The sequence below is a fragment of the Vibrio sp. Makdt genome (assembly GCF_027587015.1).
In the GTDB taxonomy this organism is placed as follows: Bacteria; Pseudomonadota; Gammaproteobacteria; order Enterobacterales; family Vibrionaceae; genus Vibrio; species Vibrio chagasii_B.
This window is the reverse complement of sequence record NZ_JAPPTH010000002.1, coordinates 376327-391109: the sequence shown is the minus strand read 5'-3', so window position 1 is coordinate 391109 and position 14783 is coordinate 376327. Positions and strand designations below refer to the sequence as shown.

14 protein-coding genes and 1 pseudogene are annotated in these 14783 nt (G+C 44.1%); 7 read left to right on the top strand and 8 right to left on the bottom strand.

Features of this window, described 5'->3' with window-relative positions:
* Positions 1–2 precede the first annotated feature (2 nt).
* The 6 genes from OH460_RS03875 to OH460_RS03850 all read right to left on the bottom strand — a co-directional run bounded on the left by OH460_RS03875 (position 3) and on the right by OH460_RS03850 (position 4192).
* Positions 3–557, bottom strand: a complete 555-nt coding sequence (locus OH460_RS03875; protein ID WP_269995248.1) for a F0F1 ATP synthase subunit delta — start codon at positions 555–557, stop codon at positions 3–5.
* Between the two features lie 11 nt (positions 558–568).
* Complete coding sequence (locus OH460_RS03870) at positions 569–1039, bottom strand: F0F1 ATP synthase subunit B (RefSeq protein WP_004741166.1); 471 nt, start codon at positions 1037–1039, stop codon at positions 569–571.
* Between the two features lie 55 nt (positions 1040–1094).
* Positions 1095–1331, bottom strand: coding sequence for a F0F1 ATP synthase subunit C (atpE, locus tag OH460_RS03865; RefSeq protein ID WP_004730405.1), 237 nt, complete (start codon positions 1329–1331; stop codon positions 1095–1097).
* 46 nt (positions 1332–1377) lie between these two features.
* Complete coding sequence (atpB, locus tag OH460_RS03860) at positions 1378–2148, bottom strand: F0F1 ATP synthase subunit A (RefSeq protein ID WP_017060838.1); 771 nt, start codon at positions 2146–2148, stop codon at positions 1378–1380.
* A 1-nt stretch (position 2149) separates the two neighbouring features.
* On the bottom strand, positions 2150–2551 hold the full coding sequence (locus OH460_RS03855) for a hypothetical protein (RefSeq protein ID WP_004741168.1): 402 nt from the start codon (positions 2549–2551) through the stop codon (positions 2150–2152).
* A gap of 756 nt (positions 2552–3307) precedes the next feature.
* Positions 3308–4192, bottom strand: a complete 885-nt coding sequence (locus tag OH460_RS03850; protein ID WP_008217077.1) for a LysR family transcriptional regulator — start codon at positions 4190–4192, stop codon at positions 3308–3310.
* Positions 4193–4349: 157 nt separating this feature from the next.
* Here OH460_RS03850 and OH460_RS03845 point away from each other — a divergent pair, with 157 nt between their 5' ends.
* From OH460_RS03845 to OH460_RS03815, 7 genes and pseudogenes are all read left to right on the top strand, one after another.
* Positions 4350–4748 carry a RidA family protein gene (locus tag OH460_RS03845; protein WP_004741170.1) on the top strand — a complete coding sequence of 133 codons (399 nt, stop codon included), beginning with the start codon at positions 4350–4352 and terminating at the stop codon, positions 4746–4748.
* 187 nt (positions 4749–4935) lie between these two features.
* Complete coding sequence (locus OH460_RS03840; protein ID WP_269995218.1) at positions 4936–6396, top strand: aldehyde dehydrogenase family protein; 1461 nt, start codon at positions 4936–4938, stop codon at positions 6394–6396.
* Between the two features lie 209 nt (positions 6397–6605).
* Positions 6606–7601 (top strand): membrane dipeptidase, encoded by a 996-nt coding sequence (locus tag OH460_RS03835; RefSeq protein ID WP_269995216.1) that lies wholly within the window; start codon positions 6606–6608, stop codon positions 7599–7601.
* 232 nt (positions 7602–7833) lie between these two features.
* Positions 7834–9441 carry a BCCT family transporter gene (locus OH460_RS03830; protein ID WP_269995214.1) on the top strand — a complete coding sequence of 536 codons (1608 nt, stop codon included), beginning with the start codon at positions 7834–7836 and terminating at the stop codon, positions 9439–9441.
* 265 nt (positions 9442–9706) lie between these two features.
* Positions 9707–11511, top strand: a pseudogene (locus tag OH460_RS03825) (hypothetical protein).
* Positions 11508–12245, top strand: a complete 738-nt coding sequence (locus OH460_RS03820; protein WP_048608575.1) for a DUF3726 domain-containing protein — start codon at positions 11508–11510, stop codon at positions 12243–12245. The pseudogene OH460_RS03825 and the gene OH460_RS03820 overlap by 4 nt, the downstream one beginning before the upstream one ends.
* A gap of 341 nt (positions 12246–12586) precedes the next feature.
* A complete protein-coding gene (locus OH460_RS03815) occupies positions 12587–13879 on the top strand; it encodes an alpha/beta fold hydrolase (protein ID WP_269995211.1) in 1293 nt (430 codons plus the stop codon).
* A gap of 139 nt (positions 13880–14018) precedes the next feature.
* Here OH460_RS03815 and OH460_RS03810 read toward each other — a convergent pair whose 3' ends face one another.
* On the bottom strand, positions 14019–14201 hold the full coding sequence (locus OH460_RS03810) for a hypothetical protein (RefSeq protein ID WP_004741177.1): 183 nt from the start codon (positions 14199–14201) through the stop codon (positions 14019–14021).
* Positions 14202–14478: 277 nt separating this feature from the next.
* Positions 14479–14706, bottom strand: a complete 228-nt coding sequence (locus tag OH460_RS03805) for a PAS factor family protein (protein ID WP_061031074.1) — start codon at positions 14704–14706, stop codon at positions 14479–14481.
* Between the last annotated feature and the right edge of the window lie 77 nt (positions 14707–14783).

Below are 14783 nucleotides of genomic sequence, written 5' to 3'. Positions count from 1 at the left end.
TATTACCTACTCGCGTGAAGTTGATTAGCTAATCGGCTTATTGATGTGTTCAATGAACCATCGATAACGGTTTCACCCGCCTTGATGACAATCCCACCGACCAGTGAGTCGTCAATCACCTGTTCTAATTCAACCTGACGCTCTAATTTCTTCTCAAGTGCAGCCGTTAACGAGATAACTTGACCTGATGTAAGGCATTCTGAGCTGGTGACAGTGACAGGAATTACACGTTCATGTTCGTCCTTCAGCTCGCTGAACAAGCTAAACAAGTCTTTTACGACGGAAAGGCGACCATTCTCAGCCAACACTCGAATTAGGTTGATAACGTGTTCATCAACCAACCCTTGGCAAACGTGAATGATGAGATTGGCGAGCTGTTCAGTTTGTTGGGCGCTTGCCCCTTCTGCTGAGATAATCTGATCAGCGATCGCTTCTTCTTCCGTTACTGCCACAAGAATCGAAAGCATCGAGTGCCACTCTTGTAACTTGTTTTCACCCAAAGCAAAGTCGAATGAGGCTTTGGCGTAGGGATGAGCAATATTGGTGTAATCTGACATACTGCCTCCGCTTACAGTTCGCTAATGAGTTGATCAACTAACGCTCGGTTCGTTTCTGAATCTAGGTTTTTGTTGATCAGTTTCTGTGCACTTTGAATAACAGCGTCTGCCATGTCTGCCTGAAGTTCACGACGTAACTTTTGACGCTCACTTTCTAGTTCGGCTCTGCCTTGCTCTAAGATGCGAGCTTTTTCTTGCTCGGCTTCTTCGTGCGCTAAGCTGATGATTTCATTGCGGCGTTTTTTGCCTTGTTCAATCAGTTCAGTGACGTTGCGTTTTGCATCTTCGACAAGTTGTGCGCCATTGGATTTTGCTAGTTCTAGCTCTTTCGCTGCATTCTCTGAATGGCGTAAACCATCAGCAATTTCTTTTTGGCGCTCGTCTAACATTGCGGTGAGAGGGGGCCATACATATTTCATGCATAGCCAAACAAAAATCACGAATGAGATTGCTTGCCCGAACATGCTTGCATTTAAGTTCATACCTTCCTCGCTAAATCTTGATTAATTACAAATCGATCTTTTCAAAGCTTTTTGATTAAGCCACGGCGAAGATGATGTATAGACCGATACCAACACCGATCATTGGTACTGCATCCACAAGACCCATCATGATGAAGAATTGAGTACGAAGCATTGGAGTAAGATCCGGTTGACGAGCAACACCTTCAAGGTATTTACCTGCCAAGTTACCAATACCTGACGCTGCACCTGCTGCACCTAAACCAATCAGTAATGCACCTGCTACATATAAAACTGCGCTTACGATATCCATTTGTATCTCCGATAAATAATTTGTTAGTTAAATTTTTAGTTATTAATTAGTGGTGTTCTTCTGTTGCCATACCTAAATAAACAACGGTCAGTACCATAAATATAAATGCTTGCAAGAATACGATTAATATGTGGAATAGTGCCCAAGGAACACTCAGTGCCCATTGCATCCACCATGGCATTAATGCGATCAGAATAAATATCATCTCACCTGCATACATGTTTCCAAATAATCGTAAGCCTAGTGATATAGGTTTTGAAATTAATGTTATTAATTCAAGAACTAAGTTAACAGGGTATAAAAGAGGGTTATCAAATGGCTGCGTAGTAAGCTCTTTGATAAAGCCTTTCAATCCTTTATTTTTAAATGTATAAGTCAACAGTAAGATAAATACACCGAGTGCCATCGACATTGGAATATTTACGTCCGCCGTTGGTAGATCTCTAAAGTGTTCTAGACCCATTGCACGACTTAATGCTGGTATGAAATCTATTGGTAATAAATCGACCGCGTTCATTAACAACACCCAAACAAAAGTGGTTAATGCCAGTGGCCCTATTAATTTATCCTCCGCTTGAAAAATCTCTTTTACTAGGTTGTTTACAAAATCAAATATCAGTTCGATAAAACATTGAAATCGACCTGGAACACCGCTGGTGCCCTTAGTCACTACGTATCGAAAAGCTCCAATAAACAGTAAACCCGTAATCCAAGATACCAACATCGAGTCGATGTTGAACGCCCAGAAACCATCACCTGTAGTTAAGAAGGTTAAGTGATGCTCTATGTATTCGTGAGCGGTAGTTACTTGATCCATACTACACGTACTCCGATCTTGTAGAGGCAGTAATAAATGGTGTTAAGAAGTACCCAACCATAGTGAGAATATATGCGTATAATATTACTGGGTTATCCAATTTGAAAAACTGGAATGCCAAGATAAACATTAAGAACGTATAAGTTATTTTCACGACACGACTCATTTGCATTAAGTCACGTAAACTATAATTAGGGTTCTTGCGCACCTTTAGGCTTGCATATATAAAACCAAACAGCGGAGGTAGCATCGCAATAACAATGCCCAAAGCCGATGATTCCATATCTACTTTATTACCAAAAAACACTTCATATAAAACTACACCGACGGCTAATACTATTTGGCAGAGAACAACTCTTTTAGCAGCAACAAGAATGTCACCACTTATTCCGTTAAGCCTCATAATAAAACCTTATATTTAACAGTGTAAGCTCATATAAAACACAGTTTGAATATGTCTTGCTACTCGCATTTACTTGTTAATAAAACTTTGCTTGTTAACAAAGATATAATCTTGCTGGTTTTATATCTCCTGACGAAATAGAACGGTATAAACTAATTCGCTCTCGTTTCGACAAAATATAAACTACGCCTAAAATTATGTGATCAAAACGACAAATATCGACATCAATAATTCCATTTTTGAAATAGGTGCTTTTCATTTATGAAAGTAATAATTCTGTCACTTTAATCATGAATATTTCAGATGCTTTATTGATAACTTGAAGTATTAAGAATTGCCTGAATAATTCAGAGTCACGTTAAGTTGGGTTAAGGTAGTTAATCTATATTTTTCATGCACTTAAAGGTTATTTACATAAGGGTAAGAGTTGGGTGCTAGATGTGTGATTTCATCACTATTTCGTTATTTATAACGAGCAGCGTGCGTTTATTAACGCAGAAATATATATTTTTTATCTATTACTCATGAAGCGTGGAAAAACTGTGTCACATCAATGGTTATCCACGTTTTTTTACTCATCGAGATATTTATGACCGGTTAGATTGGAAGGTGAGGGGAAGAATTGAGAGTGTTAAAACCGTTTTTATGACGTTTAAACCTTACTTCAGAGCCCTTTGATTGTGGTTGATCAGACCAGATAAAGCGTATTCTGCAGTAACAAATGGCAGTAACGCACTGCCACTTGTTAAATTTTGCTTATGGCGCTTCATAGCTCAGATATTGAATACATAAATCATGAAAAGCTTGCGCTTGGGGTGAGATAGTACGGTCAGACAGTCGGAATATTCCAATTTGACGCTGTAACGGCGGGTCGATCAAAGGAATCCACACTAGACGCGTTTCATTGGTTGGGAAAGCAAGCTTAGGCAGTGTTGTTACCCCAATGCCTAATTCCAACACAGAAAATAGAGAAGTGATGTTTTCTACCGAATACAGGGCTTGCTCGCTGAGCATACGTGCAGGTGTTGGATCGAGTAGGGTACAAGTCCCGTTGCGAATGAACGGCTGTTTTAACAAAGTTTGCCATTCTATGCCCTCGGGTTGAGCGGCAATTGGGTTATCCTTTAAGCAGACCACACCGATAGGATCGGAAAGAAGTGGAGTGAAGTCGATACTCTCTTCTTCTAAATGGGAAGTATTGCCTAGAGCGACATCCACTTCTCCAGAAAGTAACCTTGCTTCTACACCTGCCGCATTATCATCAATCAGGCTCACCTCAACGTTTGGGTATTGCTCACAAAAGGCCCCTAAAACACTAGGGATTAATTTGGCTGCCACCGAAGGCACGCTCGCTATTCGAACTCTTCCTTGTTGCCCAGCCGCCGCTGCACGCAAGTCATTGTCTAATGCTTTGTAAACATTCAAAAATTGGATGATTTTTGGTAGGCATATTTCACCGAAAGGTGTCAGCGTAGATTTATTGCCTGTTTCAAACAGTGGCTGACCGAGTATTTTCTCAAGCTCTTTTATCGAAGTAGACAGTGCCGCCTGAGAGCGATTAGCTCGGTGAGAAGCAGCTCGAAACCCACCTTCTTCGACGACTAAAACAAAATGTTTTAATTGTTGTAGCTTAATACTCATGACTTCGATCCCTCTCTAGCCCTTGCTATACCTTACTTTTTGCAAGGTGATAGATTTTACTTATCAAATGCACAAAATTTACCGTTAGATTTATCAGGCGTCAAGGTGCAGTATTTAACCATCTTGAAACATAGTTGTTACAAAGTTGGATGGAATCGTGAACGCACAAACTAAAAAACACCCAGTAAAAACCGCTCTTTTTGCTTCAAAAGCACCACTAGAGTGGGCAATCGTTAACAACGGCACTCTATACACGGCTCAGATTCCAATTGATGAGACGGGCGCAGTAGTAGAAGGCGGTATTGAAGCGCAAACGCGTCAGACTTTTAACAACCTTGTTCATACCTTGGAGTGTGCAGGCGAATCGATGGATTCTGTGCTGCAGGTTCTGATCTACGTGACTGACCGTGAGTACCTGAAAACGGTAAACAGCGTATACGGAGAATACTTCAATGCACCTTATCCAAACCGTGCAGCAGTCGTTGTTGCAGGGCTAGCTAGAGAAGAGATGTTGGTTGAGTTCGTGGTTTATGCATCGGCGTCTCAACCTGAATAAATGGACTGTGAACTGAGGCAATTTGCCAATCAAAGCTGTTTGTCTATGCAGATCTTTATTGATACAAGCGAATGGTTTTACGTCTAGATACAAAATTAATACTTATTCTCTATATAAATTAACAATTTATTAATTAATCCGATGGTTGCCAGACTCAACCGCAACCTAACGTTACAAGGACAGAATGATGACTCACTTACAGAATGTTCAAGCAGAAAACGCACTATATATTGGCGGCGAATGGCAAGCGGGTGTAAACACCGTTGCGAACATTAACCCATCAGACATTTCTGAAAACATTGGCAACTTTGCACAAGCAAGTGCAGAGCAAGTTCAACAAGCGATTTCAGCGGCGAAGCACGCTCAACCAGAGTGGGAAAAAACGCCAATTGAACGCAAGCAAGCGGTTCTTCAAGCGATTGGTGACGAGCTAATTGCCCGTTGTGATGAACTAGGCACGCTTCTTTCTCGTGAAGAAGGTAAGCCTTTTGCTGAAGGTCGTGGTGAGATTTACCGTGCTGGTCAGTTCTTCCAATACTTTGCGGCTGAAGTGCTTCGCCAAATTGGCGATAACGCAGACTCAGTGCGCCCTGGCGTTTCTGTTGAAGTGACTCGTGAAGCGGTAGGTGTTATCGGCATTATTTCTCCTTGGAACTTCCCGACAGCAACAGCAGCTTGGAAGATTGCTCCAGCGCTTGCTTTTGGTAACAGCGTTATCTGGAAACCAGCAAACCTAACACCAGCAAGTGCGGTTGCGCTTACTGAGATCATCCACCGCCAAGGTATCCCTGCAGGCACGTTCAACCTTGTTCTTGGTAGCGGTTCAACGGTTGGTGATGCACTGATCAACTCTAAAGAAGTAAACGGTGTCAGCTTTACCGGTTCTGTTGATACAGGTCGTAAAGTAGCAGCAGCTACCGCGCCAAACTTCGTTCGTTGCCAATTGGAAATGGGCAGTAAGAACGCGCTGGTTATTGCTGATGATGCAGATATTCAAACCGCAGTTGAAGCGACCATTGCCGGCTCTTTCTCTGGCGCAGGTCAAAAATGTACAGCGTCTTCTCGTCTTGTGGTTATGGATAGCGTTCATGACCAGTACGTTGAAGCACTGATTAAACGTATGAGCGAGCTGAAAGTGGGTCACGCATTAGAGGAAGGCGTTTTCATGGGCCCAGTTGTTGACGGAAACCAGCTTGAAGCAAACCTAGGTTGGGTTGAGAAAGCGCGTCAAAGTGGCGGTGAGCTAGCATTCGGCGGCGAACGCTTGAGCATGCAACACGAAGGTTTCTATATGTCTCCAACGTTGTTCTTGAACACTAAGAACGATTGGGAAGTGAACCAAGAGGAAGTGTTCGCACCAATGGCAAGCGTGATTCGAGTGGCTGACTTGGACGAAGCGATTGCAACAACTAACGATACTCGCTTTGGCCTAACTGGCGGCATCATCACTCAAAGCCTACGTACGAGCGCACTGTTCAAACAACAAGCTCAAACTGGTTGTGTGATGGTTAACCTACCAACCGCTGGTACCGACTACCACGTACCGTTTGGCGGTCGTAAAGAGTCTAGCTTCGGTCCTCGTGAGCAAGGTCAATACGCAAAAGAGTTCTACACAGTAGTGAAGACGGCTTACCAGCGTCCTTACTAATCTGCTTTCTATATAAGAATTGGATAGCTGAAGATATTAAGTCCCTAGTTATCCAGCTATCGAATTGGCCTGATTCTCAGAGTCAGGTCAACATTCAAACCTAATAAGAAATAACAGTAGATAAGTGATTTAACCCATTTTTGAAAACATGTTACTTGAGCGTGTTTTCAAAACCGAGCTAGAACACTGAGCTTTCAATAGGAGTGGTTATGTACCAGCAACGGATTGTTATAGATGGATTGCAATACTGCAATTGGAACAGAGAATATTTCCAAACACTAAAGGCGAGCGGCATTACAGCAGTTCACGCTACCGCGGTTTACCACGAGACAGCTCGTGAAACCTTATCTCGCTTTGCAGAGTGGAACTTAAGATTCGAGCAGAATGCAGACATTATCATGCCGATTCATTCAATGGCGGATGTTGAAACTGCAAAAGCGACCGGCAAAGTCGGCATTTTCCTTGGTGCTCAAAACTGTTCTCCAATCGATGATGAGATTGGTCTTATCGAAGTGATGCGCAAGCAAGGTCTTTTGATCATGCAGCTTACTTACAACAACCAGAGCTTATTGGCGACGGGTTGTTACGAGAAGAACGACACCGGTATTACTCGCTTTGGCAAACAAGCCATCGAAGAGATGAACCGAGTGGGCATGATCATCGATATGTCTCACAGTGCAGAACGTTCAACACTTGAGGCGATTGACTTGTCTTCTCGCCCTATTTGTATCAGCCACGCGAACCCGACGTTTGCTCATGATGCACTGCGCAACAAATCAAACGATGTGATTAAAGCACTCACCGCTCGTGGTGGTTTAATCGGATTCAGCTTATACCCATTCCACCTACCAAACGGTAGCCAATGTACCTTGGAAGACTTCTGCCAGATGGTTGCGACTACCGCTGACATGGTGGGCGTTGAACATCTGGGTATTGGTAGTGACCTGTGTTTAAACCAGCCTCAAGCCGTTCTTGAATGGATGAGAAATGGTCGTTGGTCTAAAGCGATGGACTACGGTGAAGGCTCTGCAAGTAATTCTGGTTGGCCTGACGCTCTGCCTTGGTTCTGCGGTAGCTCAGGTATGGAAAACATATATAACGGATTGATGCGTCACGGCTTTAGCGAGTCTGAAGCAGGGCAAGTCTTAGGAGAAAACTGGTTTAACTTTTTGAAAGATGGCTTAGAGCCTCAAAGCCAAAGTTAAGCTGCGCTTCTTACTAATAAGCATCTAACGAGCAGTCTGCTAAACACGTTCACTTAGCGAGAACTGCTTCAATCAAATTCACTATTTAAAAGGAACAACGGTCTATTTCGCAACGCGGTAACCCAAACATGGATTAGCCTGCCCAACACAAAAAATAATAGGGCAGGTGTTAAATACACCCTTGTAGTCATCATTTTTATGACAGCTGCAAAGAAACCTCTGGAGTCAGAGTATGTCTGATTTAACCAATAGCGTGAAATCTCCAAGCTTAAATGCGGGTCAAGCACACACAGCAAGTAATGCAACAAGCAACACCAACCAGTCTGAATCTACCTCAGACAAATTAGGGTTATCCAACCCGGCACTTTGGTACAGCGGCGGTTTTATCGCTCTGTTCGTGACATTAGCCCTATTTGATGGCGAACTGCTATCAACTCTGGTTAACACGGGCTTTGCGTGGTCGGTAAAAGTATTCGGTCCTTACTGGCAAATGCTTCTTCTTCTGACCTTTCTTATTGGTCTTGGCCTAGCGGCAGGGCGAACAGGTAAGGTTATCCTTGGCGGCATCGCGAAACCTGAAATGGACGGTTTTCGCTGGATGGCGATCATCTTCTGTACGTTACTTGCAGGTGGCGGCGTATTTTGGGCTGCAGCAGAGCCAATTGCTCACTACGTGAGTCCACCACCATTGTACGGTGCACAAGAAAACGCACAGCAAGGTGCAGTGAACGCTTTATCACAATCTTTCATGCACTGGGGTTTCCTAGCATGGGCAATCGTAGGCAGCTTAACGTCTATTGTGGTTATGCACCTTCACTATGACAAAGGCTTGCCGCTTAAACCTCGTATTTTGCTTTACCCAGTATTGGGCGAGCGCGCACTGAAAGGTCACACCGGCGCTTTGATTGATGCATGTTGTATTGTCGCTGTAGCGGCGGGCACCATTGGTCCTATCGGGTTCTTGGGCTTGCAAGTGAGTTACGCACTGAACGCACTGTTTGAGATTCCAGATGGCTTCACAACGCAGCTTATCATCATCTTGTTCGCTATCGTTCTTTACACAATGTCGGCACTCAGCGGTCTAAATCGCGGAATGCAAATGCTAAGCCGTTACAACGTGATTCTGGCAATGGCATTGATGGTTTACATCCTGATCTTCGGCCCTACAAACTTTATCTTTAATGGCTACATTCAAGGTGTAGGCAGCATGATCGATAACTTCATCCCAATGGCGACATACCGTGGTGACGAAGGTTGGTTGAGCTGGTGGACCGTGTTCTTCTGGGGTTGGTTCTTAGGTTACGGGCCAATGATGGCAATCTTCATCGCACGTATCTCACGCGGCCGTAGTATTCGCCAATTGGTTTCAACCATCAGCTTAGTTGCACCGTTTGTTACTTGTTTTTGGTTCACGATTGTTGGTGGCTCTGGTCTTGCGTTCGAAATCGCAGATCCAGGCAGCGTAAGTAAAGCGTTTGAAGGCTTTAACTTACCAGGCGCTCTACTAGCGGTAACTCAGCAGCTTCCAATGCCGATGCTTATCTCTATCTTGTTCCTGATCTTAACCACGATTTTCATCGTAACGACTGGCGACTCAATGACTTACACCATAAGTGTTGTGATCAGTGGTGAGACAGAACCGAATGCAATAATCCGTACTTTCTGGGGCGTGATGATGGGCGTAACGGCGTTGATTCTGATTTCTCTAGGCTCTGGTGGTATTTCAGCGCTGCAATCTTTCATCGTAATCACAGCGGTTCCGGTGTCCTTAATCTTACTGCCATCGCTTTGGAATGCGCCTCAAATCGCAATCAAGATGGCGAAAGAACAAGGTTTGTAGAAAGCAGAGTTTGTAGAAGAGCAGGATCTGTAAAGAAACTGTAGAGGTAACGCTATCTAAAAATTAAAGAGAAGCAAGGTATCAGCCTTTGAAATAAGGCTGATACCAGATTCCGAAAGGAAGAGAAAACCCGTACTGGTGAAGATACATCGGACGGCAACTATTTAGGTCAAGAGATCTAGTCAGGACAAATAATAAGGGGCGAGTTCACTTGCCTCAAAAAAACGTGAAAGCTAACCAACATACTGTCGCAACAATGCTTCAAATGACGGCAACGATCGGTTCTGAATGGCTAGCAAAACCCTTATAACTACAAAGGTGGTGAGCAAAATGGATGCACATCGTTCTACCTACACTGAATCAGCACTACGTGACGCAACGGTCGTTATGGCACCGGAAAGACTGGGTGCTATGCACCAAACACGCATCAGCTTCGTGAGAACTCTGATTCGTAAAATGGCGCAACAGCAATGGAAAGTGACTAAACATGAGTGGCAATTAGACCCTCAAGGGTATGGTCATGCTATCTATAAGCTACAGACGCCAAACCATGTTTATCATTTGGTTGTGTTCTGCGATGAGATTGCAGACGACGAACGAAATGACCGTGTAATTGCTGAAAAGTGGGACGTAACATTTGCTCTGGTTCTTGGTGATGTGGATGTTGCTCTACTTGAGAGACTTCGTGCGAATGTACCGCTACAAGAAGCAGGCCGTAATCCTAATAATGTGCTTGTTCTGGCACGCGCCAACAAAAGTGTGCGTGTGTTTGAACACATAGTGAGCCACTTGGCTAAAGGGGTTCAACCAACGCCAAAAGAGTTAGCGGAAGTTGGTTATATCCTGAGAACGACTGCGGTTTATGGCAATGGTAAGTTCGGTATTGCTGACTTCAAAATTCTAGAGAAGAACCCAGATTTCAATCAGTCGTTTAGCGCTCAAATGTGTGCTGTATACATGCTGCGTGAATTTAGTCTCGACTGGGTTCATTTCCTAGCAGAGCAACAAGGCGGTGAACAAGCGATTACCTTGCACAGAGGCTTACAACGCTATCTAGGTGTGGGTAATGCTACTGGTTTAGGCATGGCGCCATACCTGATTAACCACCCAAGTATTGTCGACCAATGGATGACAACCCGTGAACATGCATTAGCTGACGTGTTGGCTAATCACACGGATACGGCGTTGATCAAGCCACTACGTACATTAGTTAAAAAAGCGATTTGTCATTTAGAACAAGTCGTTACCATCAATGAACATCAGCAAGAGCTGAACAAAGCTGCTGTGGATGAGTTGAAACACGCAGAGCAATCGTTAGAAGTGTCTGTCAGCCAATATGATACATGGGCGCAGTTAGTTGAACAATCTAAGCACATGAGTATGGAAGCCCAAGAAATCCTTATCTCATGCTTGATGGAATTGTACCCAGAATTAGTGGACGCCCATCAGGAGCAGATGAATTGTAGTGAAACACTGTCACTTCCTAGCGGTAAGAAAATACAAGATCTGTTGGTGATCTTAGAAGAGAAGTACCGCTGGGCGATCACGACCGACTTTACCAAAGCAGAGAACAACTACTGGTTCTGGTATCGCTCTCAGGACAAAGAAGAGCCAAGACTCGGTGTTCGAGGCGAGGAACTAGGCGAAGAGCGCGAACTGCCGTTGGATATCGGCCGTCAAGCTTACCGTCTGTACCATGCTTTATTGCAATTCGCGCCAGAGCTTTCATTGGCTGAGTTCCTTGTTAAACAACCGCAACATCGTGCCATTGCACGCCGTGTGTGGACGCTAGGTAACAAGGCGATGGGCGACATTCAAATGAATGTGCTACATCAAGACTCGCCACCAATGCACTTGCTGCGTTGTAAGCTAGCGATGTTTGGTGCGACTAAGTTTGATCCTCGCTCAGATCGTTGGGTTCGAGTGACGTTTTTCCAAGGTGCACCACTACTTGATGAAATTCATCAGGACGAATGGGTGTTCCCAGTCTTACCAAGTGAAGCGGAGATCGCTGACTCAAATAAAGTTCCTACACATATCAACGCTCAACATGGAGGTAAATCGTTATGATCGTTTCTCACAATGAACTGGTAGCGGCCGTTAATAAAGCCTTTCTGGGTATGCGTCGTACATGTGGTGAAGCCGATGTGATAGCGAACATGGTGGCAGATTTACAAATGGTTGGCTTGGATGGTGTTCGTCATTTTAACAACGCGAGCAACTTTATGGGGCTAGAAGATGATTGCCCTGTAGACATCCAAGTGACAAGCGACAACACAGTTGAAGTGGACCTGCACAAGGCGAGCTTAGCGTGTCATCTTCCTGTGGTTATGGATTACGCCATTGAAAAAATGGTCGGCAAAAAGACACTGAAAATCGAGCTAAACAACTGCCATAACCGTTGGTTAGCGTACAGTGAGCTTGTAAAACTGGCAGCGAAAGGCATCGCGTGTACCGCGCGTTGGGATAACGGCTCAAACCCTAAGAGTACTTTGTATGTGCTTAACCGTGGTTGCGTTGCACCAGAACTGTTTTTATCAGATTCGCCACTGACATCGGACGAACATATCCACAATATGACCATCGAACTTTCCGTCCAGGATTTCGATATCGAACGTTTGTCAGATGGCTACCAAACACACATTGAGTCGGAAGCGCTTTTTAAAACTCAAGAGAAAGCGTGGAACGATGGCATTGAAGTTGATGAGGCAGAGTGGGGCGCGTTGAAAGAAACCGCAACGGCTATTCTTGTTGAAAGCAGCCAGCGTTCGATTCAAGGTGCAGGGGAGCTAACGACTTCATAATTTAGTGCTTAGTGCTTAGTGCATTGATAGCATTATTGATAACACACGCTACAACAGATAAAACCAAAGAGCTTAACGTATCCTCACCTCGTTAAGCTCTTTTTATTTGTGTTCTACTTTTGTTCTTCCTCTCAATAGATCACACCTTAAACTCTCTGTTTTGACACAAGTTGTTACGCGTTGAAGGTAAATTAAGCAATTAGATGAAGCACCTTCACAATCATGTTAAACAAACGGTTTCATTTACAAGCTAGTATGCGTATCTTGCTAAGTCAGGTGCCAAAGGGCGCCATTTTTATTCGTACCGATGACTTTAGAATCAGATAAAAAAGGAATGAAGCGTGCAAGCTAACTTTATTGATGGAACCACCCTGTATCGTCAGCACTCTTTCGAGTTGCCACTTGATTATCAAGCCAAAGATGGACAACAGATCCAAGTCTTCGCACGTGAGCTGGTTGATCTCGCTAAAGATGATCAAGAGCTGCCGTGGTTGATCTACTTTCAGGGCGGCCCAGGTTTTCCTTCTCCACGCGTGAGTGGTCAATCGGGTTGGCTAAAGCGTGCATTACAAAACTACCGTGTTCTGCTTCTAGACCAACGTGGTACAGGCAACAGCACGGTTATCAGCCATGAAACCTTGGCGCATTTGTCTCCAGAACAACAAGTTGAGTACTTAACGCATTTCAGAGCGGACAACATCGTTCGTGATGCGGAAGCGATTCGTGAGCAGTTCGGTGTTAAGCAATGGTCGACGATTGGCCAAAGCTTTGGTGGTTTCTGCACCCTGAGCTATTTGTCACTGTTCCCACAGAGCTTACAACGTTGTTATGTGACGGGCGGTATTCCTTCGATTGAGCGAGAAGCTGACGATGTTTATCGTGCGACTTATAAGCGTGTTGAAGACAAAAACAGAGCTTTCTTTGCTCAGTTCCCACAAGCGCAAGCGATGTGTCGTGAGATCTCTGATTACCTGCTGAACAACGACGTGAGACTGCCAAACGGTCAGGTGTTCACGGTAGAGCAATTCCAACTTATTGGCATTAACCTTGGTGGCGGTGAAGCGAACCTTCCTATGTACTTCACTCTGGAAAGTGCCTTTGTTGAAGTGAACGGTAACAGACAGCTGAGCTACAGCTTCCTAAACCAAATGCAGCAAGAGCAGGGTTACTTAACTAACCCAATTTACGCAATTCTGCATGAATCGATTTACTGCCAAGGTACAGCGTCTAACTGGTCTGCACATCGCGTTCGTGAGCAGTACCCACACTTCAACTACCAATCGGGCAGTGAGTTCTGGTTTACCGGAGAAATGGTCTACCCATGGATGTTCGACCAACTAGAAACGTTGAAGCCATTGCGTGAAGCAGCCAATCTATTAGCTGAAAAATCGGATTGGGGTACTTTGTACAACGCTGAGCAGCTGAGCAAGAATACGGTTCCGATGGCGTGTGCAGTTTACGCAGATGACATGTACGTAGAACTGGATTACAGCCGCGAAACTTTGGCTAATATTCCAAACTCAAAAGCGTGGATTACCAACGAGTATGAGCACAATGGTTTGAGAGTGGATGGTGAACGAATCGTCGATAAGCTAATGACGATGGTTGAAGCATTAGAGAATTTGCCAAAGTAATCAAGCTATCACAGTTAGAAATAAGAGACGTTAAAAATTAGAAACGTCAGAAAAAGAAAACGCTGCATCCGTGCAGCGTTTTTGTTAGGTCATCGAACTATTCGATTTAAGGAACTAGGAGGGGTAGCTCAATAAGCCATTAAGGTTGGATGACGATATCTTGATGTTCTGTTGTGGTTAAGCAGGCGCGATTTTGTTCGATAAGTTGAGCCGCGTAAGATGGAGTCACAGCTTGAATCTCGCCTTTCGAACGAATGGTCAGTGCTTCCCAAGCTTGATCACGATATTTGCCTGTCTGTGTGTATTCAATAAGTACTCTCATGATTCTTCCATCCGCTGTGTGGTTAACGTGCTACTAACATTAGCGCCATTATCGTCGTTACACACCTGTTAAAAATGGAACATAAGATTAACTAAATGAGAATGGCCGCAACTTGAAAATTTCGACAAATTGCACTTATCAGTGTTCGAGCTTATTACTCTAAATAGCTGGTCGTCGGGGGATAGAGAGCGTAGAGAATGGGCTTCGATACGGTAAATTGAAGCATAAAAAAACGCTGCACAAGGCAGCGTTTTTAAGAATTCACTTGGACGACAGATTAGCTGTTTTCTAAGCCAACAATTTTACGCGCAGACATTACTGCACTGTCTAAATCGGTCAACCTACCAGCACTTGCTGGACCAAGAACGGATGAATACAAAGCCAACTGCTTCTCAAATGATAAATCTAGATGGTTATATAGATTTTGGCGGATTTGAGCGTGTTGTTGTGGTTTCGCGCTCGATAGACCTTCCAACGTATCGTAGATGAGTGTAGTTGTATCCATATCAGTCCTTAGTAACTCATTATAAAATTTTGCGTATTATGCACTCGGTGTCATCTTTGTTCTGCGAGATTGATCGC